21 protein-coding genes and 1 pseudogene are annotated in these 25,968 nt (G+C 42.6%); 19 read left to right on the top strand and 3 right to left on the bottom strand.

The features are described 5' to 3' along the window. Window positions 1-45: 45 nt before the first annotated feature. A complete protein-coding gene (locus J8Z24_RS21905) occupies window positions 46-267 on the bottom strand; it encodes a LytTR family DNA-binding domain-containing protein (RefSeq protein ID WP_353507001.1) in 222 nt (73 codons plus the stop codon). A 52-nt stretch (window positions 268-319) separates the two neighbouring features. Here J8Z24_RS21905 and J8Z24_RS16315 point away from each other — a divergent pair, with 52 nt between their 5' ends. From J8Z24_RS16315 to J8Z24_RS16305, 3 genes and pseudogenes are all read left to right on the top strand, one after another. Continuing rightward, a complete protein-coding gene (locus J8Z24_RS16315) occupies window positions 320-892 on the top strand; it encodes a hypothetical protein (protein WP_252095012.1) in 573 nt (190 codons plus the stop codon). Window positions 893-1,012: 120 nt separating this feature from the next. Continuing rightward, on the top strand, window positions 1,013-1,684 hold the full coding sequence (locus J8Z24_RS16310) for a hypothetical protein (RefSeq protein WP_252095011.1): 672 nt from the start codon (window positions 1,013-1,015) through the stop codon (window positions 1,682-1,684). Window positions 1,685-1,830: 146 nt separating this feature from the next. Then, window positions 1,831-2,085 (top strand): annotated as a pseudogene (locus J8Z24_RS16305) (DDE-type integrase/transposase/recombinase); the annotation flags it as partial. A gap of 250 nt (window positions 2,086-2,335) precedes the next feature. On the opposite strand, the gene J8Z24_RS16300 reads toward J8Z24_RS16305, so the two are convergent. Continuing rightward, the gene (locus tag J8Z24_RS16300) at window positions 2,336-3,307 is read right to left on the bottom strand and encodes a transposase (RefSeq protein WP_252095010.1); all 972 of its coding nucleotides are present in this window, start codon (window positions 3,305-3,307) and stop codon (window positions 2,336-2,338) included. Between the two features lie 655 nt (window positions 3,308-3,962). Here J8Z24_RS16300 and J8Z24_RS16295 point away from each other — a divergent pair. Further along, window positions 3,963-4,829, top strand: coding sequence for an alpha/beta fold hydrolase (locus J8Z24_RS16295; protein WP_147388952.1), 867 nt, complete (start codon window positions 3,963-3,965; stop codon window positions 4,827-4,829). A gap of 381 nt (window positions 4,830-5,210) precedes the next feature. On the opposite strand, the gene J8Z24_RS16290 is transcribed toward J8Z24_RS16295, so the two are convergent. Then, window positions 5,211-6,668, bottom strand: coding sequence for a hypothetical protein (locus tag J8Z24_RS16290; RefSeq protein ID WP_252095009.1), 1,458 nt, complete (start codon window positions 6,666-6,668; stop codon window positions 5,211-5,213). Between the two features lie 347 nt (window positions 6,669-7,015). Here J8Z24_RS16290 and J8Z24_RS16285 point away from each other — a divergent pair, with 347 nt between their 5' ends. From J8Z24_RS16285 to J8Z24_RS16215, 15 genes are all read left to right on the top strand, one after another. Then, entirely contained in the window at window positions 7,016-8,317 is a 1,302-nt protein-coding gene (locus tag J8Z24_RS16285; RefSeq protein WP_252095008.1) for a type VI secretion system protein TssA, read from the top strand. 94 nt (window positions 8,318-8,411) lie between these two features. Beyond that, window positions 8,412-8,942, top strand: a complete 531-nt coding sequence (locus tag J8Z24_RS16280) for an Hcp family type VI secretion system effector (protein ID WP_125250770.1) — start codon at window positions 8,412-8,414, stop codon at window positions 8,940-8,942. A gap of 11 nt (window positions 8,943-8,953) precedes the next feature. Next, the gene (gene tssB / locus J8Z24_RS16275; RefSeq protein WP_125250769.1) at window positions 8,954-9,451 is read left to right on the top strand and encodes a type VI secretion system contractile sheath small subunit; all 498 of its coding nucleotides are present in this window, start codon (window positions 8,954-8,956) and stop codon (window positions 9,449-9,451) included. After that, window positions 9,451-10,926 (top strand): type VI secretion system contractile sheath large subunit, encoded by a 1,476-nt coding sequence (gene tssC, locus J8Z24_RS16270; protein WP_252095007.1) that lies wholly within the window; start codon window positions 9,451-9,453, stop codon window positions 10,924-10,926. The genes tssB and tssC overlap by 1 nt, the downstream gene beginning before the upstream one ends. Before the next feature lie 126 nt (window positions 10,927-11,052). Beyond that, window positions 11,053-12,330, top strand: coding sequence for a type VI secretion system contractile sheath domain-containing protein (locus J8Z24_RS16265; RefSeq protein WP_125250767.1), 1,278 nt, complete (start codon window positions 11,053-11,055; stop codon window positions 12,328-12,330). Further along, window positions 12,327-12,770 (top strand): type VI secretion system baseplate subunit TssE, encoded by a 444-nt coding sequence (tssE, locus tag J8Z24_RS16260; protein ID WP_125250766.1) that lies wholly within the window; start codon window positions 12,327-12,329, stop codon window positions 12,768-12,770. The genes J8Z24_RS16265 and tssE overlap by 4 nt, the downstream gene beginning before the upstream one ends. Then, complete coding sequence (locus J8Z24_RS16255) at window positions 12,763-14,580, top strand: type VI secretion system baseplate subunit TssF (RefSeq protein WP_252095006.1); 1,818 nt, start codon at window positions 12,763-12,765, stop codon at window positions 14,578-14,580. The genes tssE and J8Z24_RS16255 overlap by 8 nt, the downstream gene beginning before the upstream one ends. Next, complete coding sequence (locus tag J8Z24_RS16250) at window positions 14,571-15,491, top strand: type VI secretion system baseplate subunit TssG (RefSeq protein ID WP_176033388.1); 921 nt, start codon at window positions 14,571-14,573, stop codon at window positions 15,489-15,491. The genes J8Z24_RS16255 and J8Z24_RS16250 overlap by 10 nt, the downstream gene beginning before the upstream one ends. Before the next feature lie 15 nt (window positions 15,492-15,506). Continuing rightward, entirely contained in the window at window positions 15,507-18,080 is a 2,574-nt protein-coding gene (tssH, locus tag J8Z24_RS16245) for a type VI secretion system ATPase TssH (protein ID WP_252095005.1), read from the top strand. Between the two features lie 4 nt (window positions 18,081-18,084). Beyond that, entirely contained in the window at window positions 18,085-18,804 is a 720-nt protein-coding gene (locus J8Z24_RS16240) for a transporter substrate-binding domain-containing protein (protein ID WP_125250762.1), read from the top strand. A 3-nt stretch (window positions 18,805-18,807) separates the two neighbouring features. Then, entirely contained in the window at window positions 18,808-19,620 is an 813-nt protein-coding gene (locus J8Z24_RS16235; protein WP_147388960.1) for an FHA domain-containing protein, read from the top strand. Then, window positions 19,605-20,117: a type VI secretion system lipoprotein TssJ gene (gene tssJ / locus J8Z24_RS16230; protein ID WP_125250760.1), complete on the top strand. Its 513-nt coding sequence runs from the start codon at window positions 19,605-19,607 to the stop codon at window positions 20,115-20,117. The genes J8Z24_RS16235 and tssJ overlap by 16 nt, the downstream gene beginning before the upstream one ends. Before the next feature lie 2 nt (window positions 20,118-20,119). After that, a complete protein-coding gene (gene tssK, locus J8Z24_RS16225) occupies window positions 20,120-21,439 on the top strand; it encodes a type VI secretion system baseplate subunit TssK (protein ID WP_252095003.1) in 1,320 nt (439 codons plus the stop codon). After that, complete coding sequence (locus tag J8Z24_RS16220) at window positions 21,439-22,608, top strand: DotU family type IV/VI secretion system protein (RefSeq protein ID WP_252095002.1); 1,170 nt, start codon at window positions 21,439-21,441, stop codon at window positions 22,606-22,608. The genes tssK and J8Z24_RS16220 overlap by 1 nt, the downstream gene beginning before the upstream one ends. Further along, entirely contained in the window at window positions 22,605-25,967 is a 3,363-nt protein-coding gene (locus J8Z24_RS16215; protein WP_252095001.1) for an ImcF-related family protein, read from the top strand. The genes J8Z24_RS16220 and J8Z24_RS16215 overlap by 4 nt, the downstream gene beginning before the upstream one ends. Window position 25,968 lies beyond the last annotated feature (1 nt).

Raw genomic sequence — 25,968 nt, 5'->3', positions numbered from 1 at the left:
CCTCTTTTGCTGACCTAATAGATAGAGTCTAATTTGGATAGCCGTCTAATCTAATGCGTCGCGGACTTTGGGCATGACCCTGCGACTAACTGGGACTTCGTCACCTGTCGATAAATGTAAAATGCCGGTTCCTGACGCGCTTCTGGATAAGGGTGTTATGAACTGAGTATTCACTATGTACGAGCGATGAACCCGTAAAAAAGTGGCAGGAAGTGTACTTTCGAGTTCAGACAGGCTGTTGTTGTGCAATACACTTCCCCTATTCAGGAAAGCGACCTATTATTGGTCGATATTAAATTGTTATATGACTAAGGAAAGTATGTGTAAATTTTTAATTTTGATGGTATTTTTAGCTTCTAGCTTGGCTTGTGCCGACTCTGACCCTTGCGAGTCAAATCAGTACCCTGTTAAATGGAAGTCTGATTTAAGCCATCCCGTATCTTATGAGCTACCTGCAATTTTCTATAAAACTAACAACTCAAAAGTTATTGTCTCTGTTTCAAAGGCGATAAATTTTGTTGAAGGTAATATGGCAACTAATAAACCTTATTTGAAAAGCGCCAAAGAATACATAATTAATAGCTTGGCTGACTTACCGAAAAACAAACTTGTGGATCATTCAAACCTTTTGATCATGACAGAAGGATTGAAAGGGCAAGAGTTAAATAAAGCAATTCATGTGATGGCGGGTTATCAAGGGTTATTCGAAGGCTTATTGTTAAACAATGAAGCATCAGTAAGCATTAATGAAAAACTAATTGCCTCATCTAATACTGCGTATATGATTGGTAGAGATCCAGCTCCTCTTCATGGTTTGGATTATGTGCACAAGCTTATTGTTTTCAACTCTAATGACATAGTATTTTCTAAATGTTGGCTAGACAGCAAATAACCATATAACAAGTGCATTAATGAATGGACGGATTAAGCTTGACTGCGCTCATTCCTCGCTAATTTTAGCCAAGCTTAATCCGCCCATTATGCGGGCGTTAAATTCAAAAGAGAGGTAAGCATGAAGTGTTGGGCTAGCTCTGTTTCTGAATGTTGTTCTACCCAATCTCGTGAGCATTATATAACCAAGGGGCTGTTCTCTGACAAAACAGTTAAGGTAGTTAACGCTCCGTTTCTTGGTGACGGTACGAAAGTGCTATCAAAAGCATCTTTAACCAGAAAGTGTTTATGTAAAAAACACAATGAACTTTTATCTAGTTATGATGATGAAGCTATTCGATTTGGGAAAGCTCTTGAGTATGCACTGAATCTGTCATTAGAAAGAAGGAGCTCTAAACAAAAGAAATTTAGTGTCCATAAAAAACATATCGATCGAGAAAAGCTTACCCGTTGGTTTATTAAGACGTTTTTAGGTCTACATGAGTTCTTTAAATATCCTTCTGCTTCAGACCAGTCTGAACTAGCGCGTTTAGTGTATTCAAAAAATGAAAAAGCGGCTAGTTCGATTCAGCTAGGTATTGAAATGAAAGCAAATGAAGATTTTGATATTAAGCAAGCCGTCACTATTGCGTCTTTAGAGCAGAATGGGACAACTATAGGTATGGTCGTTGAGCTTTACGGTATTCGTCTTCAAGGTTTGTTCAAGAAAGAAAGTTCTGTGCGTAGTAAACCCCTGAAGCTCAAATTTCATGAGCATCGGCAAGGCCTCTCTTGCATAATCGCTATCAATTGAATTTATCAGAGCATTCAAGAAAGGAAAAACAAGGGCACCCATCACAATTAGCATCCAAACTGAGGTAGTGAAGTGAAAAAAGTAAGAAGAAATCAAACAGCGCTTACACCCATTGTTATTAGCGATGGGTGTCAGCGATTTGTGTTCTAAGCTACGGACATCGTTTTAGGACATTGAATATACTCGATGACTTCAATCGACAAGCATTAGCGATTGAAGTGGATACCAGTTTAACCGCTGAAAGAGTGATTAGGACACTAAAACAGATCATTGCTTGGCGCGGAAAACCAAAGCAAATTAGAGTAGATAATGGCCCAGAGTTTACTTCAACTATGTTGGAAGCGTGGGCGGTGGAAAACAGTATTAAGCTTGAGTTTATAAAACCTGGTAGTCCTTATCAAAAGAGAAAAATAAGTGACACCCATCACAATTAGCAGAAAAATAAGTGACACCCATCACAATTAGCATCCAAACTGAGGTAGTGAAGTAAAGAAAGTATATAAACACCTCAATCACTGGGTACAAAAACGTTTTTCGGTAGGCCAATTTTTAGCGCCCAAGCATATCCCTACACTAAAGCAGGGTTATCGCGCACAACAAAGAGTTGTAAATACAACAGTTATAGATTTTCGAGTTGATAGGTTCTCCTTGCTAAGCCAACAAGCGCTCGCAGTTTGTTAGGTTTGTTCGTCGTCGTTTTTGCAGTGTTTCACAGTAAGTGGTTATTGTTCGCTCTCGGCCCACTGCACCGTGGAATACACGTGAAAACTGTGTTGTGAGTTTTATCCAGTTCTCCGGTTCTATATTGAGTCGAGTGAGTATGGGCTGAGATTCAAAGATATAGCCTCGCTTGTCGTCTCGAATACAACGGCCTGTGAGTTCAACCAATTCAATATAGGATTTGAGTTCAAAAGGCAGGCCTTTTGGAATATGTTTTCGTGGGCTGCCCACAAAGCGTAGTAGGTTTTTTGGTTGCTTTCCCAGTTTAGCGTGGTCGATGCGTTTTTTGATGCTGGTGTAGTCTGAGGTTTCAGGCGTTGCGGCGATGTTGGCTCTAATGGGGTTTAAGTCTACGTATGCGAGACAAGCAGCCAGCGCTGCTTCATCCAGTAATGCTTGGGATTTAAACCGTCCTTCCCAAAACCGACCTGTGCAATTATCTTCTCTATTTGCTCGGCGGGCGATGTCTTCGTTAAGTACTCGCATAAACCAGCTAATATCGGCCAGCCTTTGCCTGTACTTATCAACCAGCTCGTCGAATATCAACTGCTCCGACTCATTGAGTGGCTCACCTTCAGTAAATTTTTGGCTTATCCAATTACCTTTAAACAACTTGTGCCATCGTATCACTATCGCTTCATCGGACAGACGTTTCGCCTTTTTATCATCAACATATAAAACAATGTGAGTATGATTACTCATCACGGCATAAGCACAGACATCAATACAAAATACGGAAGCCAACATCAATAGCTTTTCTTCAACCCAATCCCTGCGGTGTTCGTATGATTTACCAGTAAATTTATCTTCGCCACAGAGAAATGCGCGCCTGACGCAACGGGAGATACAGTGATAATATTTGGTGTCGGTTAAACTAATTTGTCTTTTACGGGCAGTCGCCATCGCTTGGTTTCCTCAATCCATTGAGTGTAGAGCTAAAGCTTAGGCGGCATCTCATGAAGGTGCAAATTAGTGGTGGGTGTCAGCGAATTTCTCAGTGGGTGTCAGCGAATTTCTCATAGGCGGCATCTCATGAAGGTGCAAATTAGTGGTGGGTGTCAGCGAATTTGCTCACTAGTTGAATGGTAATGATACCACCTAAAATAGTGTCCGGATTTATTGAACCACAACAACAGGTATCTTGCGGCTAATTGGCGTATTCAAGTTAGATGCAACAACGGCCAAAGTAGATCGAACGAGTTGGTAGCTAGATAGCTGTTTAAAATCAACTGGTTAACCTGATTAACTGCTCAGGCTAGTGGCTTCTTTACGCGTAAAAATATAATTGCTTATTAAGGCAAATTTAGGTGTAATGAATACATAATAAGCGCTGAGCAATGCAGGGAAAGCTTACATAACAGTAGCTAAACTGATTACACTAGCTAGGAAAGTGAGAGCCTCCAAAAAGCCTATTTTTCCAATTAAGCTATAGCATAGACAACACCAACTCTGTCACACCGAGCAGGTAGCGGCTCAGTCCAACAAGCGATTATGCAACACAAACTGCGTGTCGCATAAATACTAAAATGTTAAGCCTCATTGAGGGAGTGGAGTCTAAATGAAATCAATTGTATGGTTATTCTCAATTTTTATTAGCTTTGGTGCCCTAGGTACAGAGCAAGAGTTACAACCAACAAAGTCAGGGCTATATGATGTGGGTGGGTTTAAGTTGTATCTTGAATGCTACGAAAATGACAAGCCTCAATTAATACTTGAGCAAGGCTTTGGTCTTTCTGGTTCTGATGGGGTTTGGCTAAAAAACATAAAACGCTTAAAAAACGATTTTAGTGTGTGTTTATACGATCGTGCTGGCCTTGGAAAGAGTGAAAAAGGCCCTGTTCCATTTACAGTAAATGACATGTCCAGAAGGCTACGCAACTTATTACAAGCTGCAAATGTTAAATCCCCTTATTATTTTGCAGGCCATTCGTATGGTTCATATATCATAAACTCATATAATAACTTGTTTCCAAAAGAGGTTCTTGGAGCGGTGTTAATTGACCCACCAACTTTCGGCTACTTTTATACTATGGGTACACGTTGGCCAAAAGAACTTAAAACAGATAATAAGCAACTACTGCGTCAGATGAACTTTGAGCTAACAGTACTTGATCCGTTATTTGAAAAGGTACCAGAAAAAGTCGATCACATGAAAAGCTATAAAGAATTAAAGAATGCTTCAACTTTTGGATCAAAACCTTTAATTACAGTACGTGCAAAAAATACGGACAAACGTTATGACCCGCCATTTGTTCCAGACGAGATTGCCCAAAAAATGGATGATCTTGATAGTAACGCAGATGGTTACTTCAAGAGCTTGTCAAAAAATAGCAAAATTGTATATTCGGAATCAGAAAAACATTTCTTGCATATTCATGACAGTGACTTGGTCGTAAAAAGCATTAAGGAACTCGTAAGTAAATGAGGCTTAACAAGTGCCTAAACCACGGCAGCAAAACAGCAGGCTTGCGTTCCTTTGTCGTTGACTTTTGCCTGCTATTTCGCGCCAGTTAGGCAAGCGTTAGGCTTACCAAGACGGTAGCGTGAAATTTCGCATCATAGGTGTACTATTTAGCGTTATTTCATTTGGTTGCTTCACTACTGCTCAAATTCCAGACGCTATCAAAATTAACAATGTGGAATATCGTTTAAACACAACTTCGTTATAAAAATACCTAACAAAGATCAAATGGGGAAAACCAGACAATGCTTCCCCCTTAGTTTGTGCTACATGGTTATTATTGTTCACTAAAGACTGTTGTCGTTGCTTACCCCTTTCTTACTCACACGTCAGGAGTGATAGTCTTTATTCAGCGGGGACAATCTCCCATTCAGTGACATCTAGATGTGTTTCAGTTGCTTTGCACAACGCCGACCAAATTGTCACAAAATGCACCTTTTGAATATCGCTGCCACTGTGCATGATGCTGTTGGAAATTGCTTCTGTGCTCGGGGGCGCATAAAGTCTAGGATGCGAGTCTTTATACTTTTTGTAGGCCCAACTATTTTGACCAAAGGTATCTTTTAACTGTTGCTTGCGTCGAGTGATTTGGTCATTTTTATCTTGTATTTCTTGATAAGTTTGTTCAGCCTCTGGCCGTTTGACTATGGTGGTTTTAGAAATCAGGTTAGGCAAAGACACATTGGCCTGCGTGGCCATTTGCGTAAAGCCGTCTTGCATCTCTCTAAGGCGTTTGTTCCCTGTCGATACCCTTTGTGAGCGTATGGTGCTTGGCCAAACATTATCTAGCCTTAACTTCGCCATTGTGGAGTTGCTATGCACACCAAAATACTCGTCAGGCAGCCCAAGCATATGCCCAAATTCATGCGTCATCACAATGTATTTATGTGGTACGGTGCGATCGACGTTATGCGGAGTGCGAATAACAATAAGTACGCCACCATCTTGACCAGGCACCGTGTGGTTACGATCGCGAGTTTTTAAAAAGGTCACTGCGTCTTTTGCCCACTGCTGAGACGTGTTGGCCACAATAGCGAAGTTGTCGCCGACAATGCGCTGGTTAATATAGTTGGCAACTGAATTTGCTCGGCGTGATTCTAAATTGTATGTAAAGGTGCTGTCATTTTTGCCTTTCAGGCCAATAATGTACGCTTTAATACCAAGTACATCTGGGGTTCTACGTGCTCTTACAACCGTTAAAAAACGGTCTAAATAGCTTTTCATACCACTGGTTAGAATGTGTTGATCCGATGAAAAAGTAATATAGTCACCATCACCGGCAGGCAGCAAGCTTCTCAATCCTGAGCGCAGTAACCCCTCTTTGTAGTTGAAAATCCGCTCTTGGTTTTTGGTGGTGTCAATTTCATTGGCGAAATTGTTTACGCCGCAAACATGCGGAACCATACCATGATTAATACCACCACTAGATTTATACCGTGCAAGCTTTTTCACCTCGACAATATACCGGCAGTACGCTGGGTTGTTCACTTCTGCAATGACAAAGTTAATGTCCATCACAAACTCTTCCCAGTTTTGTTTAGTGCAGCGGATCTTATAATTGTTTGCCCATTTCTCTAAAATGACGCGCCGGGCATTGCGTTTAAATTCATTCTTTTCATTCATGGACCAAGAGAGTTGATCTTCGGTGTTGTCGATAAATCGATAAAAGATTTTGACAATCACGGTGATTTTCTTTTTGTGTGGTTCCACTTTGAGATCAAACTTACCGATTTTTGTGGCAGGCACAAAGTCTTTAACAACTAAGTTGCCTCTAATGCCATCCCTGATGAAATTGTCTTTCATTTAAACCTCTTTGTATGACGCCAATTGGCGCAACTATAGTGGAATGTAAAAGTTGAATCAAAGTTAAAAAACTATAATTAAAGTGTTTTTTAGGTTTTTTTGAAAAACAGCAAAAAGTCTGAATAAATTCATTTTTTGTCCATAGTTGCTTGATATTTTCTCGTCATTTAGGGCGGTTCATGCTTGTATTTATAGCGAAAAACAATGGTTTTTTCTCTATGTATTAACGGTTTTGTGATCTAACTCTATAATTTAACAAGGTATTAATATCTTGACTTTGGATCATTCTGCTCCACAATGGAATGAAGAATAAATAATAACGCGTATAGGGTTGAAATTAGCCGCCTATGTTACTTTTTTCTCCGAGTACTGAGCTTGATGCCGGTGTATTTCTTAAAGAAGAGCGGACTAAGTTTCGGGAACTACGTAATTTACTCAACGTCGCACAGTCCAGCCTGCGTAAGTTGTTAGAAACGCCTGCCTCGGCTCAAGATCAAGTGCTTCAGCGCCAAAACGCTGATGATTGGTATCAGTTGCAGCAAAGTGCAGGTGAAACGCTTAAAAATGATTCTCGTGACATCGAAGTGTTTGTATGGTGGCTTGCTTCATTGGCGTACAAAAAAGATGACTTATCTTTATTTAATAAAGGGTTAGGCGATTTTTTGTTTGCACTTAAGCAACTTGGAGAATCTATTCATCCGAGGCTTCCTGAAAAGAAAGTCGCCAAGCTAGATGCCACAGAGGCTGCACAAAAGCATTGTGATAACCAAACCAAACCACTTGAGCAGTTAACTGGCGACAGTCCAAATTCTGGCTTGTTGAACGTACCATTGATGCACTATCCGTTGTTAGATGAATACACCTTTGGTGACTACTTGCTGGCGCAAAAAGATGGCAGTCTTGAGGCGAAAAAAGCGGAATTTGCAGCCACGCTGCAGTCGCGAAAAGGCGAGTTGAGTGAGCGCTTTAACCTGTTGAGCGAGATTGAAAGCAAGCTTAAAGACGTTGATTTATTCATCAATGGTTATCGTAACAAACATGGCTTGGCGTTGCTTGGCTTTCGCTTTATACGCGATACGATCAAGCAAATAAAGTTGATGTATCAGTACTTTTTTCCTGATGTTGAGCAGCAAGAGTCAGCAATCACTGAGGAAGTACAGTCAGCAGAGCCTGTTGTCGCTACGCCAAATGAAACCGCCAAGAGCGCGCCACAGGCCACCTATCAAGCACCGCAAGCCGCTGTAGTTGCCACGCAGCCAGTTGTCGCAAAAGCTGTGTATACACGTGAACATGCGCTGGAAGAATTAAATAGAATTGCGGTTTTTTTCAAAAAGACCGAGCCACACAGTCCTATTCCTTACTTGCTTGCAAGAGCAATTCGGTGGGGAAATATGTCGTTCTCCGACTTAATGGGAGAGTTAATTGCCAAAGACTCACCAGCACTTGCAGAAATCAGCAAGCTGACGGGCGTAGACAATGACTTAGGTGAATTATTGTCGGAAGAGAGTGTAGCAGTATCTAATCCGACTCCTGCGGTTGTTGAACCCGTTGTGCCAGAACCGGTGCAACCCGTGCAAGCAAACGTTGAACCAGAGCCTGAAGTAAAGCCTGCAACAGATAGCAGCGCGACATCAGGGCCGCTTTGGTAACGAAGAGCCCTGAACTTATGGTTCAGGGAAATGAAAGATTTAAATTTGTGCCTACACTAAGTAGGGAAAAATAACATAGCTATGGAGAATACAAATGGCGTCAATTTTCATGAGAATCGACGGCAATGACAGCATCAAAGGGGCTGCTACAGTTGCCGATTTAAACAGCAAAAAAGGTTGGTTCGCAGTAGATAGCCTATCTTGGGGCGCTATGCGTGGCGTTTCTGTAGATATTGGCAATGCAAACAACCAAGATAACGGTATGGTGGCGCTGGGTGAAATCAGCATTTCTAAAACGTATGATGGTGCAACACCGTACCTACTAACTTACTTATTCCAGCCAGGTGCAGACGGTAAAACCGTTGAGCTAGTGATGACTAAGCCGTCTCGTGATGGTAAAGGGATTGTGCCTTACTATGTTATCTCTCTTGAAGAAGCACGTATGGCAAACTTTAGTATTTCAGGTAGCGATGGCGGTCAACCGTCTGAGTCATTCTCGCTTACTTACACCAAAATTGAGCAAATCTTCTTCGTTGAAGACGAAGGCGGTAAGCTTGAGAAAGCTGCATCTGTTAAATACGATGCAACCACTAACCAGCTTACTTCTGCGGCTGATCTTAAGTAAGGTAAATCATTATGGCACTTAATTCGCAACATAAGCGTGTTAGTAAAAACCGCGTAAGTATTACGTATGATGTTGAAACTAACGGCGCTACTGAGAAAAAAGAGCTGCCGTTTGTATCAGCGGTACTCGGTAATTTTTCTGGTGACAGAGAGGACCCAAAAGAAGTTGAAGATCGCGAGTTTATTCAAGTCGATCAAGATAACTTTGATGATGTACTGGGCCGTATTCAACCTTCACTTTCATTGAAAGTAGATAATGTCATCGAAGCTGATGACAGCCAGTTTGAAGTTAATCTAGATTTTGAATCTATGAAAGACTTTGAGCCTGACGCTTTGGTTCAACGTATCGAACCACTGAAAAAGCTACTGGAAACCCGTAATCAGCTGAATGAGCTGCTAAGTAAAGCGGATCGCTCTCGCGATTTTGAAAAGCTCCTTAAAGACATTTTACAAAGCGCGGACTCATTGAGCGCGCTGTCTAGCGAGCTTGGCGTGAAAGGAGAAGAGTAATGTCTGAAGAATTACAGCAAGATGGCGGCGCAGCAGCAGGCGATAGCGGTTCGTTTTTAGACCGTGCTATCAGTGCGACGAGTCAAACGGCACCTGATAGAACCAAAGAGCTACTGACTTCTTTAACCAAAGAAGCAATGTCTGGCACGGTAACATGGGATAAAAACCTCACTGACACTATTGCAAATGCGGTGGCTGAGATTGATAAAAAAATGTCTCAGCAGCTTTCTGCGATTATGCAGCAAGACAGTTTTCAAGAGCTTGAAGGTTCGTGGTTAGGTTTACAAAAACTGATCCGCAACAGTGCACTGGGTACATCTCAAAAAGTGAAATTACTCAACATCACAAAAGATGAGCTGCTTGAGCAATTTGAAGATGCGCCAGCAGTAGACCGCAGCCCGTTGTTCAATACGCTATATCAACATGAGTATGGCACAGCTGGAGGGGAGCCGTACGGCCTGATCCTGGGTGACTACGCGTTTTCACAAAATGATGAAGATGTTGCGCTATTGCGTTATATGGGAGAAGTGGCAGCGGCAAGCCATGCGCCATTTATCGCAGCGGCGGCGCCAGAAATGTTCGAACTAAGTGGCTTTTCTACCTTCAGTGAAGGTAAACCAATAGCACCTGCTTTTGATTCGCCTAGTTATGCTTCGTGGAACTCATTCAGAGAAAGCGATGATGCCCGTTATGTAGCGCTGACTATGCCTCGCACCATGGCGCGTTTACCGTACGGTGGTAAAGGTAAAAAAATCAAATCGTTTGAGTTTGAAGAGCTTGCAACTGACAACGCTGGCAATCCAAAGCCGACAAGTAATGATGAAGTTGTTTGGTCAAATGCGGCCTACGAAATGGCGCTTAAAATGAACCAAGCATTTGAAGCTTATGGTTGGTGTACTGCAATTCGTGGTATGGAAAACGGCGGTAAAGTAGAGGCTTTACCAAATCTTACGTACCTCACGGATTCTGGTGATATTACACAGCAATGTCCAACTGAAGTGAACTTAACCGATGAGCGTGAGAAAGAGCTGAGCGACTTGGGCTTTTTGCCGCTAGTACATTATAAGAATACAGATTATGCCGTGTTCTTAGGTGGGCAGACTACGCAAAAACCAAAAGAGTATACGGATCCTGATGCGACCGCTAATGCAGCTATTTCTGCACGTTTGCCATATATCATGGCGAGTAGCCGGATCGCTCATTACCTCAAGGTAATGGGGCGTGACAATATTGGTTCGAATATGGAAGCGGCAGATATTCAAAAGCAAATGAGTGAGTGGATTGCGATGTACACAAACTCAGGTGCTATGGGTAATGAAGAGCGCGCTAAAACCCCACTTGCTGAAGCACAAATCTCAGTGATCGAACAACCAGGTCGCCCTGGGGCGTATTCAGCCGTTGCGCATTTGCGTCCTTGGTTACAAATGGAAGAGCTAACGACCTCTGTGCGTATGGTAGCAAGCCTACCTGGCTAATGATAAAAACGTTTTTATCGCCTCACCTGAGCGTTAAAAGCATTAAGTGGCAGTGAGATAATACCTGTGGGTATGCTCACTCCACTTCTTTGTATTAACTAATTGAGCGCTGGAACGCGATTCCCCATGTCTACGACAGTACATCACTCAAACCAGATTGCACAAGTAAAGCTATTAATTGCTGAGATAGACAATTTGATCAGTGAACAGCTGTCACTGGTTATGTCTCATCACCAGTTTGTGGCATTAGAGGCGCGTTGGCGATCACTGCATGAGCTAGTTAACCTACCAGTTAATTACAAGACGGTAAGAGTAAAGCTGTTGAATATCTCTTGGGCTGAAATATCTCAAGATCTCAATATTTCGCCGTCGGTAAAACAGGCAAAGCTATATAACCTAATAGCCAACCGTGAGTTTAATACACTTGGTGGAGAGCCTTATGGTCTTATCGTTATTGACCATAATATTAGCTTAGATATCGATTATGCTAATGAGTTTGATGATATTTATACCCTTGAGCTACTTGCAGAACTTGGCGAGAAAAGCCTCTGTCCTATCGTCTTGGATGCTGATGAAGCGTTCCTCGGGGCGACAGGAGAGTCTTTTTTATGCGATACCGCGAAGGTAAAGCGGGTGCTGGCCGCCCATGAATTTGAGAGTTGGCATCGTCTAAGAGCTAAAGACAACAGCCATTTTATTGGCTTGGTATTTAACAAGGTCGGTTATCGACGCATTTACCGTTATCACCCCGCGGGTTTTGTGTTTAATGAAGATGCCCAAGACAATTTTCGTTGGGGAAATACAGCGACGACATTTTTAAAGAATGTCATTATTGAGTTTAATCGGGTTAGGTGGTTTGGATTCTTAAAATCACGCAAATTAGATGGCTCAGGGGGCAGCGCCATTCATTATTATGGCGCCAAAAAGGAGGAGCTGCCCGTGGTATTTAAAACGCGGCTTTCAGCCAGTAATGCGGCGTTTATTTCTCAGCTTGGTTTGATCCCCATATTCCATAACCCATTAAATGAAAGATACTTTTTTCAGTCCAATTGCTCTATCAAAACAGAAAGTGAGACAGAAAATCGCTATTTGCTACAAACTACACTGATGATCAGTCGCATTGCCCATTATCTTAAGGTGCAACTTAGGGAAATGGTTGGCTCTTCAATGGAAGCACATGATTGTGAAAACAACCTGACACATTGGTTAGAGCAGTACTGCTCAAATTCAATTGTGTCGGATGAAATGACACTCGCGAAGATGCCTCTAAAGTCGGCTAAAGTCAGTGTCGTGGAAGAGTCCGGTGAATTTAAGCGTTACAGTTGTCATGTTGATTTAGTGCCACAGTATCAATTTGACCGGGTCGCCAGTACGGTAAGTTTATCCACGGCGGTAGAGCGATGAGCTTTTTCAGTGCATTTTATATGGATAGAGAAGATGTTTCTGCGGATCATGCTACCGAGGTGGTGCAGTCGATCCATCATAATATCGGTCTGATCTTAAAAACAGAGGCCGCATTTTTACAGGAACGTGACCGAGAACTGGTCAATCAATCGAGTATTTGCTTTGGTCTTGAAGACATTGCGCTATTTAGCCGACTCAATAGTGGTGAGCAAATCGCCATGCGGATAAAAAACAAAATAAGTCAATTTGAGCCCAGACTTCACAGCATAGAAGTTATGTATCTTGCGCAAGACGAAGAAAAACATATTGCTAATACGATGCGTTTTGAGATCTCAGCGGTACTTTCGATTAAAGGCAAAGAAGAATTATTGCAGTTTGACACTGATATTGATTTGACGCGTCTTACTGTATTGATTGAAAACGAGAGTCAATATGATTAGTCGTATGTTAAAGCACTTCGAAGATGAGTTAGCGAGCATTCGCTATGGCTTAGAAGGCTTTCGAAAACATTTTCGAAGAGAAGCTGAGCATATTAACCTCAATGACAAAGGCCAAGAAGATCCTAATGTCACACGGTTAATTGACAGTTTTGCATGGGTTGCGGCAAAAAATGCGATGGAGATTGATGCCCTACGAACACGTCATGTAGAAGAGTTTGCGGATATTGTCTCGCCTAATTTGTTTAAAACGTTACCTATGGTGGTGCAAGCGCATTTTCAGCCTAATGCCGACGACTTTAACAAACCGGTGTTTTTAGATAAACAAGTAGAAGTTGAGTTGGATGTCATTAATAAAGGTGACGATAACACCACGGTTAAGTTGTGTAACTCCTTGCCTGTGACTTTCTCACCTATGTCGGTATCGCGCTTTAAGTTAGAGCAAACCCCATTTCAACACGCTGTGCCTGCCAACCTCGATAGTAAACTTTCACCATATTGCTTGCGTGTCGAATTATCGCCATTGAGCAGTGATGTGGATATGCAGCAGGCACTGGCACAACCAATCCAGTTGCACTTTAGTAACGAGTCTATTGGCCGTAATGTTGCCGATATTATTAACCAAGCCGTCACCAATGTGGCCATTTGTGTGGCCGATGACGACTTTGCATATGATGTGGGTAAAGGTAATTTTCATCCATTACTGGCTGACGACGATTTCCTTATCTCACCGATTGATAGTAACGAAATTCCCGCCTATTTTAAGCTTAAAGAGTACTTTTCTGTCCCTGCAAAGCGCCAGTTCTTTATTTTGAAAAACCCGCATAAGCTTAATGTCGGTCATGGTAAAAGTGTGTTTATCGACTTTTACCTAAATGAGCTAGGAGCTGTGTTGCTGGAAGAAAGAAATCTCTCAGTGAAGATAAACAAAACACTATTTAGTAATTTATTTCATCAATCATCTGAGCCGGTAAGAGTGAACTATCAAGAGCTGTCATATCCCGTGATAGCAGATGCCAGTCAGCATCATGTGCAAATTTATTCCATCGATAAAGTGTATGTTGTGACCTCCCAGGGGCAGCAAGAGATCCCGCCTGTGGTAGGTACGCAGACCGTCGATTTTGAGTCGCAGTTATATTGGTCTCAGAGTGTGAAACTAGGGCATATTGACGAGGCTAATAAAACAGCTTCTTTGGATGAGGTTAAGCACCTTGTTTTACCTATAAACAAGGCGACAGCGACTTACCCTAATGGGTTTACCGCATTTGCACAGATCACCTGTTATGATGCGCAGCTTGCCAACAAAGTCCATGTAGGTAACCAAATCGTGGTGAATACTGAAGAAGCGTTGGCAGGAGAGTTTAACGTTGGCGGTGTCACTATCCAGCCGAGTAATGTCGCAACAGATGAAAAAAATTACTGGCGCTTGCTCAAGCTCATGTCTTTTAATCTCTCTCAGCTATTACAAGTAGAAGACGCCAAAACGTCATTAATTGGCTTTTTAAAATTGTTTGTCAATGCTAATGCCACTCATCAGGAACTAAATTCAATTTATGACGTGTGTGCTGAAAAGATCAATGCACCATTTCTTGTTGAAGGAAGAATGATATTTGTACCTGGCATGGCGCTTACACTGACGTTAGATAACTCAGAGCTCAATGCTGACTTTTCACTTTTCGCTGAGCTTATTAATGACTTTTTAGCAGCACAAACTCCATTTGATCGCTGTAGTCAATTAACCGTGAAATATACCAGTTACAACTGGCCTGCAAAGCGCTTTGATGCGCAACTAGGAGCGCGAGTATGCAGTTGACGCGACGCCTATTTGCTAAAGTTTCTTCGGTACTTCACTTTACTCGATTATTGCGGGTGGCTGGGGCGAAAAAAATCAGCTTCAAGCAGCACTTGTTTTCAGACACCTATGGCAAAAGAAAAATAGACTATCAAGAGCTGGCTGATAAGCACTTTGTGGTAGACAGTAACGAAGCCACTTTATTTGGTGAGCGTGGCGGGTTGGCACATTTTATTTTAGATTGGCTCAAAGAAGCGTATCTGCGAAATAACCGAGCTTATCTACGATTTCTTGCTATTTTTGATAATACCTTGGTGCATCAATCTTTACAGATAAAATCATTTTCTTCTTTGATTTTTCGTACAGAAACAACAACCACAGCACAACAACAGCGCCAGCTCTTGCAAAGCTATTTTAGCTCGCTTACAGAGCACTACGGCGAGTTATCCATGCTTCCTGCAACACTTATCACTCGGGCAGAGCATTATTCTTTGAGTAACTTACAGCGCTTGCTAAGGCATTATTTTCCTCATGCAATTCACTTAACGATGAGTGACATTGAGGTCAAAAGTATACCTTCACATGCAAGAAGCCAATTAGGCTCCTGTCAGCTTGGTCGAGGCGCGGTACTCGGTGCACAGTTTGCTCAGCTTGGCAGAACATTAACGGTCACTGTTATGTACGAAGATGCTGCTATTTTTTCGAAATTAGAGCAGCAAGAAGCGCAGCAAGTTGAGCTATTAAGCGCGATCAAGTCGTTATGCAGCCACTATGTGAGCCACGAAGTCGTGGTTGAAGTGGAAGCACAATATATTGGAACCGTGCCATCTGATTTGGTACTCACTCATCATCAAAAGGGCATTGTGTTAGGTGTGAACGCGAATGTAACACGACGCAATGGCAACCAGAAACGAACAGTAAGGGCTCTGTAGAGTTAGGGATAAATCATGTCTCAAGTATCTATTTCAAAACTAATTTCTTATTTAGATAGTAACTTAAAAAATGCGTTGGAATATGCAGCAGCAGATGCGATGAATAGTCAAGCTGGTGCTATTGAGGTCGAGCATTGGTTACTTTCATTATTGAAGGGCAGAGACCCTAAACTACAACAGTTTCTTGAGTCACAACAGGTTAATATTGCGCAGTTCGTACAAGAACTCGAAGCCAAATTAAGCCAACTGTCGCCAAGCCACTCTGGACAGCCAACCATTAGTCCTGAGCTAATTGAGTTAGTTAAATCAGCTTGGTTACTTGCCTCTGTCGAGTTTTCCCACAGTGCTGTTGCTGGACTCCATTTATTATTGGAGATATTGCAGCCAGATCCATTGTCATTTAAACAAAAAGAATATGCAGCACTCAAAAATGTCTCGGTGGAGAGTTTAAAAGCACATATTCAATCTTTGTCTGTTGCACCGAAAACATCGGCGAAGGGCGCTGCAAATACCGCAGCACATAATGTCGTTACTGGTGCATTAGATAAATATACCGTAAACCTTACCCAAGCAGCCGCAGATAATGAACTTGATGTGGTATCTGGTCGCGCGGATGAAGTCAGGCAAGCGATAGATATTTTGTGCCGAAAGCGTCAAAACAACCCTATTTTTGTTGGTGAACCTGGGGTTGGGAAAACAGCGGTGGTCGAGGGACTTGCGCAAAAAATAGCGGCCAATGAAGTACCTCCAGTATTGTCTGGTGTGCAAATTCATTCACTAGACCTTGGCTTATTGCAAGCCGGTGCGAGTGTAAAAGGTGAATTTGAAAATCGCTTAAAAGATGTGATCAATGAAGTGAAAAACTCTGAAGTTCCCATCATTGTTTTTATTGATGAAGCACATACCTTAATTGGCGCAGGCGGTGCCGAAGGGCAAAATGATGCTGCTAATTTACTAAAACCGGCATTAGCACGTGGTGAATTTCGCACTATCGCCGCGACGACCTGGGAAGAGTATAAAAAGTATTTTGAAAAAGACCCTGCGTTGACTCGTCGCTTTCAGGTAGTCAAGGTTGAAGAGCCCAATGCTGAGGATGCGCTTCAGATGCTCCGTGGCGTAGCTGAATCGTTAAAAAGCCATCATCAAGTATTCATCACGGAAGCGGCGCTGCAAGCGGCAGTGGGCTTATCTATCCGATACTTACCAAGTCGTAAGTTGCCAGATAAAGCTATTAGTGTGCTAGATACTTCATGTGCACGGATTGCATTAACACAAAGCGCTAAACCTGCCAGTATCGAAGCTGCAGAGCAAGGGATCCGCTATTTAGAAAAAGCACTAGTATCTTTGGCTAAAGAACATGAGATGCTGGCTAATCAGGCAACAGCAATAGCTGAAAAAGAAGAACAAAAATCGCAACTTGAAACCCAATTAGTGTCATTGAAGGCGCAATGGGAGAAGGAAAAAGAATTAGTTTCAACATTGGCAAAGATCCAAGCTGGTGAAGAGCAAGGCGACTTTACGGCGCAATTGGCAGCATTAAAAGCGTTACAAGGTGAGCAGCCAATGGTACATGCAATTGTTGATGAGCACATCATTGCACAAGTCATTGGCGCGTGGACGGGGATCCCAATTGGTAATTTGGTTAAAGACGAAGTGGCTAAGTTGCTGACATTAGAAACGGCATTACATCAGCGAATTATTGGTCAAAAACATGCACTGCATGAGCTGTCTAAGAGCATTCGGGTATCGCGTGCGGGACTGACGGATAAGCGTAAACCAGTTGGGGTGTTTTTAATGTGTGGCCCAAGTGGGGTCGGTAAATCAGAAACCGCATTGGCGTTGGCAGATCAACTTTTTGGCGGTGAGCAGGATATGACGGTCATCAATATGACCGAGTTTAAAGAGGCACATAAAGTGTCTATGTTGCTTGGCTCTCCAGCGGGTTATGTTGGTTATGGTAAAGGTGGTGTATTAACGGAAGCTATTCGCCGCAACCCTTATTGTGTGCTACTGCTTGATGAAATGGAAAAAGCCCACCCGAGTGTCCATGATATTTTTTATCAAATATTTGATAAAGGCTGCATTCAAGACAGTGAAGGTCGCAATATAGATTTTAAAAACACCTTGATCATCATGACTTCCAATGCCGCAGATAGCGCTATTGTCGACTTTTGTAATGTCAGTGATTCACGTCCAGATTTAGTGGAGCTTGTTGAGAATGTGCGACCTGCGTTACAAAGCTTCTTTAAACCGGCCTTTTTAGGTCGTTGTAATATTATTCCCTATTATCCGTTAAATACCGATGAGCTGGCTGAAATTACTGAAATTTCATTAAAACGTGTGGCACAAAAGCTATCGGAAACATATGGTGCGACGCTTAGTTATGATCAGGCGTTTGTGGAATATGTGGTAGCAAAAGGCAATGAGCCAACGATTGGTGGCCGTGCTATCGAGCAGATCATCAATCGCAATTTGATGCCGCAACTAGCTGAGCGCTGTATTGAACGTATTAGTCAAGGTGAGGCCATCACAGCGGTGGTGATCTCGGGAACGGCTGATAGCTCAGGTTTTGAACTGACGATAAATTAACGAAATGATGCGAACAATCAACCTTATACAGACCCTTATATTGGGTCTTGCCTTAACGACAACACACTCGGTGGCCAAAGAGGTGGTGCAACTGGCAACGCATGACGCCTATCCGTACCACTACGTTGAAAACGAGCTGGTTAAAGGAAAGGTGATCCGTCAAGTTCAGTGCGCATTTAGCCGCATGGAAACTCCGTATCGTGCAGAATTTGATACTTGGGTAGAAGCCGAGCTTAAGTTGCGTACAGGTAAGCTGGACGCCATTTTTGCTGTCGCGGGGAGTGAAGCAAGATCGCGCTATGGGAGTTTATCTACTGCCATCGCGAAAAAACACTTGTACTGGTATTTCTCTGGTGCTGAAATGGATATCAGTGACAGCAACCCCTTGTATAAAAAATATAAAGTGGCAGCTGAGTTTGGTTCAGATGAATGGTTTGACATCAAACGTAAAGGCTACAACGTACAAATGAAACCACGCAACGGACATGCGCTGTTAAAGTTGTTATTAGGTCATGAAGTCGATGCGATTTTAATCGATGAGCATGAATTTGAGTATGAGCTGGCCAAGTTTAAGCTACATAATACCAACTTTTCTCGGCGCGAGTATGGCACCATAGAACTGGGTGTTTTGTTCTCAAACGCCTTTTTAAAAGCGCGCCCCACTTTTCTTGAGGCTTTTAATAGTGCCGCCTCAAATTGTCTTGTTGCCGATAATAGGAAGTAATAAATGAATGCTGCAATGTTACAAGTCACAGAGTGTCCTGATGATGTTCGGCTACTCTCGAGAATGGCGACGGTTTCCAAGTCAGGGGTGGTGTTAGGCGCTTCAATCGAGTGTGACTTAATCTTACCTCACGCAGAACAAGAGACGCAGCAGCATGACATCTACGCGCGCATCGAACAAGAAGCCGACAGTGGGCAGCTGCGCCTTTACACTGAAGTCGAAGGGGTGCGCTTAAATGGCCGTCCGCAGATCACACACTCTTCATCGTTGCTCTCTGATGGCGATATTATCGTCGTATTCGGTTACACCTTATTACTCTCAATGCAGCCTGAATTGTCAGCTGCGCCACTTACCACCGAACCAAAAGAAGAAGCTTTTTTTGATGTTATTGATGAGGTTGAGTTTGATGCTAGCAATATTTTTGCTGATCTAGAGACTGAACTGGAACAGATAAATACGCAAACAGAACAAGCGGAGCAAGCACCTTTTATAGAGTACCAACGAGAGCATGGCAATGCGGTAGAGTCAGAGAGTAGCGTCAATAATGCAGCTATTGAGCAAAAGCTAGATAAGCTACTTGAGGCCTCTCGCAGCCCGTGGCAGCAACAAAAACAAATGTTGTTGATGCTCGACCAAGTGATGGATGAGTTTCTCAAAGAGTTTGACCCACAGTTGATAGAGGAAATGGTGGGGCCACCTTCACGATGGAGTGGCAAGCACTGGACTGCATATAAGCACTATTACACAAGAAAAATGAACGAAGGACACTTTAAGCGTCAGTTTAAAGCGTTATTAATCGAATGTATGCAAAAGTAATTTTAGTTTCACTGTTGGTTTTTTTTATGGTGGGTTGCTCAAGTGCTGATCCGCTACAGCGCTTTTCGTTACCGATCCAACTACAGTTAGAGGCCAATGAAAAGCTGAACTGGGCAAACGAAGTCGCCAACCCAGTTGCTGTGCGTGTCTACCAGCTGACTAAGTCGGATAGGTTTATGCAGAGCGAGTTTATCTCTTTGTTTCAATCTGATACTCAGATCTTAGCGGAACAATTAATTGAAAAGCAGCGCTTGTATCCGGTGATGCCCAATACCAAACAACAAAAAACCCTTAAGCTGTTACCTGGGGTGAGGTATTTGGCGGTATTAGTAGAATTTAGTGATTATCAACAAGGCACAACCAAAGCGGTGATTGAAGTGCCAGAAGACGTATCTGAAAATACAGTGATTTGGCTGGGGCTCCAAGGGACTTCAATAAAGTTCTCTGTCATCCCACAACAAAGCTGGATGGATAGTTTGTTTAGTTGGGGAGCATAACTTTGAGTAATAAAATTGTTTGGCGTGAGGGCACGTTTTTATATCCTCAGCACTTTCAGCAAATGGAAGCACACCTTGAAAATGTTACGCAACAATATAGTGCGTTGACAACTAGTGAATTTGCTCCCCATTGCGGTTTGGCACAGTTAAAGATCAATGAGGGGTTACTGAAGCTTGGTCAATTTTCGGTGATGTCATGTGAAGGGATATTACCAGACGGCCAGTATTTTAAACTCAGTCATGAAATAGCATTTCAGATCCCCGCAGGGACGATAGACCAAATGGTTTATCTTGTTGTACCTGCTTATCTTGCTGGCAATAATAGCTTTGACAATGGTGTGTCTAACTCAAGGTATACCACAGAATTTGCGCGTGTGTTTGATTTTACCAACAATCAAGCTGCTGAGCTTGAAATTGAAACTGCACGCTTAAATGTGGCGTTGAAGCTAGAGCAAGAAAATCTTGATGGTTTTGTGAAACTGGCGGTCGGGAAAGTATTAGAAGTGGGCAGCGACGGTGAAGTGGTGATAGATCGCGCCTTTATTCCTGATTGCTTGAGTATCGGGGCGGCCGATATTCTTCTGGAGCGAGTAAAGGAGCTAGAAACACTGGCTAATGCTAAGGTCAATCAGCTCCTGACACGCTTACAGTCTGTGGTGGATACGCAAAGTAACAGCGCGTGGTATAAAGAGCAGCAGCTATTGACGGTGATTTACCACTGGCTGCCTTGGCTGGAGGCTACACAGCGAACACAGCACTATAAGTTAGGTCGTTTTTACTTTGAACTTAAGCAGTTTGAAGCGGCACTACTGAGTATCGATTTTGAAATGCGTACCCCTTGGACACCGCTGACATTCGATAGCTTGTATGAGAAATTCCATACCGTACTGGCAAAAATCAAAGATAAATTGTCGATTACGCAGCAGCAAAATGTCATTGAGTATATCTGGGATAAATCCCTGTTTGATAGTCGCAGAATGTTGCTGGTTAAGGTGAAGCAACACGATATTAGTCAGACTAAACGCATGGTAATTGCTGTAACTAGTCCGCAAAGCCTAGCTAAAGAGTTATTTACTACAGGGTTTAAGCTGGCGGGCAATAAAAGCATCATTAACTGTATAAAAAATGCGACGCCAGGCGTGCGAGTCAGTGCGTTGCCTTATGCGCCACCAGAGCTAAAAGAGCAAGGTTCAACCGAGTACTTTCAGATTGATTTGGACGATCCGCTGTGGGTAAAAATAGTAGACAACAAGGAGATGCTGGCACTACATATTGATGCCCGTATTCATGTCGATGACGTTAAATTATTTTTGATTAGTTAATGATGAATACCGCCAGTTATACGGTGAACCAGTTTTCACTTGTAGATGAGAAAAATGCCGCGTTAAAAGACTTGCTAACAGAGTTTAGTTGGCAGGAAGAGGCACTGTTACAACTTAGCTTACCATTGCTTGCGATGGTTGAGTCGGTATCGTCGTTAGAGGATGCTGCGGCACTAGAAAACTTTAGAGCCAATGTTATTACTGAGCTGAAAAGTATTAAACAAAGAGGAAGAGAGCGAACGGTATCGCCAGCATTGCTCGATAAACTCTGTTTTGTTTGGGCTGCTTTTTTTGATGAGCGAGTCAGTTACGGTTGTCATTTGGATACTACTCAGTGGCAAAACAAGACCCTAGTGAGCCAATTATTTGGGATCCGTAACAGTGGTGATACCTTCTTTAACCTAGTGTTTCAGCTGATGGAGTTTCCCAAAAAACATCTGGCACTGCTTAAAATCTGCTATCTCATTTTGCAGTTGGGCTTTAAAGGAAAGTATCACAACGGTCAGGTAACTGAACTTAAAAAACTCACCGCAGAGGTAAGCTTTGCACTAACTGAGCTTGGTGCATTCAAACTGTCACTGGAAGCACCTGCTCCTCCAGCTCAAAAATTAGGCCGAAACATAGGGCTGTTTACCGGGATCTCACCACTGAGCTTTTGGTTCACTTTCATGGCGCTGATGATCACGGGTTTGCTTATTTATAACCAGTATTTTGGTGAAATCTATGCGCAGCAGAACCAAGAATACCAAGAAATGGCGGGAGATACTTTTTTGCATATCCAGCAGTTGCAGCCGAAAAAAATGTTCATCGAAAACGCGAGGTTTTATGATGGCCGACAAATACAGCAACTTGACACTACAGCGCCTAGTGATCCGTCATTACAGCAGTCACAACCACAAGTTGCGCTAGAGCATAGTCAGTCAGATTTGATGATGACATCAGAGGCGGCGACTCGTTACTTAGTGCAAATTGGCGCGTTTAAAAATATGGCTCGGGCGCAGAAGTTGAAGCAGCAATGTGACAATGCACGCTACCCCTTAGTTATCGAAGAAGTCGGACAAAGCCAATTTGTTGGCTTTATTGCCAATGGTTTTACCCAAGCGAAAGAGGTGAGTCAGTTCTTTGCTGAAAGTTGTAATATTTCACCCTACATCAAGGAGTATCAGTGAAGACCCCATTAGCTCGTTTATGGATCGGTGCATCCATCATGTTATTGGCTATGCTGCTCGTAATAATGACTTTTTTATTAACGTTGGCGACCCAATGGTATTGGCTTGGAGCACTGCTTGCGCTGGTGAGTTTACTGGTGATTTATGTGCCGAGTATTAACCGCTTTGTGGTGGGAAGATACCAAAGAAGAAACTTTTTTAAGCAATATTCCACCCTTTATCAGCGGATTGCGAAAAAGCTGAAGCTAAGTGGAAATATTTATAAAACGGCTTGGTATCTGGTTATTTCAGAAGGTAATACCAGCGACTCATTTGCTCAATTTAACCGCGTTAAACTCAATGGAATGCCGGCCAACATTACTGTCTACCATGTTCAAGGAGCACTGATTTGGCATGTTCAAGCTAAAGTTGAGGAACAGCAGCACTTTTTGGCGTGGTTAAGCTTTATTCGCGCCAAACAACCGCTAAATGGTGTATTGCTACTGAGTGATGCGTTTAGTGTGATCCAGCGCTCGCAAAAAGCAAAACAAGAGTTTATTGCAGACTTTAAAGCTCGCCTTGAATCTATCTACTTACGAAGTGGTTATCCTGTTCCGGCGCATTTGTTCTTATGTGGTATTAACAAACTTGATGGTATTGCTGAAAGCCTCAATGAGCGCGTTGAGCTTGCTGATCTCTCTATTTACTTTTCTGAGCAAGGGTTACAGTCATCTCAGGCGCTCAGTGAAGCTTATGACTTGTTATTTAAAAAGTTATTTGCCAACAACCTGCAACAAGTATCGTTGCAGTTAGATGATGAATTTAAACGTAAGCAGCTGCTAGGGCCGATGCAACTGCAGTATTTAAAGCTTGCGGTGTCACACTTTATTGATGAGCTGGCTGATTTTAATGGTCAGGTATTACCGTACAAAATTGAAAGTTTTCATCTTGTTGAGTCGGAAGGCGGGCAGCAACGTGTCAATCTTGCAACGGCTCATACATTAATTGAGGTCAACCAGTCTTTACTGCCGGTCGTAGCTGAAACCACCTTAAAACCCAAAGCAGAAATCACAAAAACGTTTACCAACCAAGTACTGCCATTAGCGCATTTAGCACCAGTAAATAAATGGAAGATCTGGCGTCATAGTTTTCGTCAGCTTGTGATGCTTGGTACTGCAGGGGCGGTATTGGCAGGCTCTGCGTGGATCGGGTGGCAAGCCTATGATTATAACCAATCGTTGCATCAAGAGTTTAGTCAGTTACATCAAGACTATAAGTATATTTTAAACAAAGAAGCGATCAGCTTTGATGAGCTGGATTCACTGATTGAGCCGCTCACCTTGCTACAATCTGGCTATAGAGCGTTTTCTCAAAGTAAAGCGCACAAACCTTGGTATGTATTTCCTTTTTTGGCTTCTATTGATCGAGAAGAGCATTATCGAGATTTATACCAACAGCAATTAGCCACCACACTAGAGCCAACATTGAGTAAATACTTGGAACAAGAACTCTTTGTCTACTTAGAATTAGAAGATTACCTTAATGTGATCAATGTGAAGGATATCTATCTATCATTTGCGCAAGCAGAAAATAAAGCACAAGTAGAAAAGCACCTCGCAAAGTCGTTAGCGCAAAGTGGTATGCTAGACGATACACAAATTCAGACCGTGATGAGCCTAATTGATGACCTATACCTACTTGGTTACAACAAGATAGATACCAACGAAGAATTACTGGCACTGATTGATTCACAGCTTGCACTGCAAGACACCAATCAGCTTATGTATGAATATGTTAAGCAGTTACCTAAATTTGCTAAGTTAATTGACATTAGGCCGACGCTTTTAGCAAAGCATAACAACCATGTGAGCTTGTTTGGAGTCTCGCGCGAAAATACCCAATTTCTCGTACCTGAACTATTTACTCCCAAGGCATTACAGCAGCTGTCGTTTTTACCAGAGTCTGCATTTATGCAGAAACTAGTGCAAGACAATCATGGTCTGTTTCAACAAACACCTTCTAAGCGTGAACTTGCCCGCATTGGTAATTATATTAAATTTAGTTATATCAATGACTATATCAGTTTTTGGCGGCAGTATTATTCAGGGATCCATCTTGTACCTGAGCTGTCGTTAGAGGTGTTGCTGTCTGAACTTACAGAAAGTGAACAGTCTCCGTTATTACAACTTTACACGACATTGCGAGCGTACGTATACGTCCAGTCCATTGATGTGCCTAGTACAGAACAATCGCAAGTATCGGCTGCGAATGCACCAAAAAAACTGGCGGCTAAAGTACAAAAAGCGCAGCAGTTGGCTGACAAAGCCAATGCAACGTTAAATAAAGCGTTGTTGCTGGAGATAGAACAGGCCAAGGAGTTTAACGAGATTGCAGGAAAGATCCGCCAAGCATTTTCTAGTAGTCCAATTCTCGTACAAAGTGCAGATGTATTAGCAGCAGAGTATCAAGTCTTTGTTGCTGAATTAAAAGCATTAAAAGATTGGAAAGCTCAAGCTGATAGTACGGTGTTTCCTGGTCAAACATATTTTGAGCAGCTTAACGACCCCACTAACTTTAAAGACTTTTCTGGACTTTGGTTAAGTCGTTATGATGAGCCTTTGATGGCTGAACTTGTTGAACAGGTGCTGCGTGAGACCACTACCCATGTTAAGCGTAAGGTCTCTGAATACTTACAACAACAATGGCAGCAAGATGTGGTAACCCCGTACCGCAATAATGTTGCTGCTTATTACCCATTTAATAAGTCTGGTGAAGATTTGAAACTGAGTGCACTGGCTGCATTCTTTGCACCAAATAGTGCTATTAGTGATTTTGATAAACAAATACTGGCACAATTTGTAACGGTTGGTGACGTGCTTGAATTACCTGTATTTGGACGACAGGCAAGCCTAACCATCGCACCGGATGTCACCCAGTTCTTGTCAACGTATCGTCAACTACAACAAACACTTTATGGTCAAGATGGAAATTTGAAGTTTACTATTACCGTAGCGCCAAAAGCTATGTCTGCTGCCTTAAGTGAGTTTTTGCTCCGGGTGGGAGAGCGTAAATTGAGCTACACGCATGGGCCTTTAGTGGAGACTCAGTTTGTGTGGCCAGAAAATTTCTCAGAGCAGTCTTTACAGCTGATATTAACCGATCTTAACAACCAAAAATTGACACAAACCTTTGAAGGGGTGTGGTCGCCTATGCGATTAATAGAGCGCTTTCAGCAACACACAGGACAAGATGCGATTGAGATAAGTACGCAACAAGGCGCATCTGTGGTGTTTAATATCAAAGGCGCTGGTGATAACAGCAGCTTACTGAGTCCTGAATTTTTTGCTCGGCTGTCAGTGCCAAGTACCGTTTTACAGTGAT

Source organism: Pseudoalteromonas sp. SCSIO 43201 (genome assembly GCF_023716725.1).
Lineage (GTDB): Bacteria > Pseudomonadota > Gammaproteobacteria > Enterobacterales > Alteromonadaceae > Pseudoalteromonas > Pseudoalteromonas peptidolytica.
Note: the sequence above shows the minus strand (reverse complement) of the source record. Positions and strands in the feature narration are given on the sequence as shown.

Bases quoted from the DNA above. Each gene is read 5' to 3' on its own strand.
- J8Z24_RS16315 (WP_252095012.1), top strand. From the start codon at position 320: ATGTGTAAATTTTTAATTTTGATGGTATTTTTAGCTTCTAGCTTGGCT.
- J8Z24_RS16310 (WP_252095011.1), top strand. From the start codon at position 1,013: ATGAAGTGTTGGGCTAGCTCTGTTTCTGAATGTTGTTCTACCCAATCT.
- J8Z24_RS16300 (WP_252095010.1), bottom strand. From the start codon at position 3,307: ATGGCGACTGCCCGTAAAAGACAAATTAGTTTAACCGACACCAAATAT.
- J8Z24_RS16295 (WP_147388952.1), top strand. From the start codon at position 3,963: ATGAAATCAATTGTATGGTTATTCTCAATTTTTATTAGCTTTGGTGCC.
- J8Z24_RS16290 (WP_252095009.1), bottom strand. From the start codon at position 6,668: ATGAAAGACAATTTCATCAGGGATGGCATTAGAGGCAACTTAGTTGTT.
- J8Z24_RS16285 (WP_252095008.1), top strand. From the start codon at position 7,016: ATGTTACTTTTTTCTCCGAGTACTGAGCTTGATGCCGGTGTATTTCTT.
- J8Z24_RS16280 (WP_125250770.1), top strand. From the start codon at position 8,412: ATGGCGTCAATTTTCATGAGAATCGACGGCAATGACAGCATCAAAGGG.
- tssB (WP_125250769.1), top strand. From the start codon at position 8,954: ATGGCACTTAATTCGCAACATAAGCGTGTTAGTAAAAACCGCGTAAGT.
- tssC (WP_252095007.1), top strand. From the start codon at position 9,451: ATGTCTGAAGAATTACAGCAAGATGGCGGCGCAGCAGCAGGCGATAGC.
- J8Z24_RS16265 (WP_125250767.1), top strand. From the start codon at position 11,053: ATGTCTACGACAGTACATCACTCAAACCAGATTGCACAAGTAAAGCTA.
- tssE (WP_125250766.1), top strand. From the start codon at position 12,327: ATGAGCTTTTTCAGTGCATTTTATATGGATAGAGAAGATGTTTCTGCG.
- J8Z24_RS16255 (WP_252095006.1), top strand. From the start codon at position 12,763: ATGATTAGTCGTATGTTAAAGCACTTCGAAGATGAGTTAGCGAGCATT.
- J8Z24_RS16250 (WP_176033388.1), top strand. From the start codon at position 14,571: ATGCAGTTGACGCGACGCCTATTTGCTAAAGTTTCTTCGGTACTTCAC.
- tssH (WP_252095005.1), top strand. From the start codon at position 15,507: ATGTCTCAAGTATCTATTTCAAAACTAATTTCTTATTTAGATAGTAAC.
- J8Z24_RS16240 (WP_125250762.1), top strand. From the start codon at position 18,085: ATGATGCGAACAATCAACCTTATACAGACCCTTATATTGGGTCTTGCC.
- J8Z24_RS16235 (WP_147388960.1), top strand. From the start codon at position 18,808: ATGAATGCTGCAATGTTACAAGTCACAGAGTGTCCTGATGATGTTCGG.
- tssJ (WP_125250760.1), top strand. From the start codon at position 19,605: ATGTATGCAAAAGTAATTTTAGTTTCACTGTTGGTTTTTTTTATGGTG.
- J8Z24_RS16220 (WP_252095002.1), top strand. From the start codon at position 21,439: ATGATGAATACCGCCAGTTATACGGTGAACCAGTTTTCACTTGTAGAT.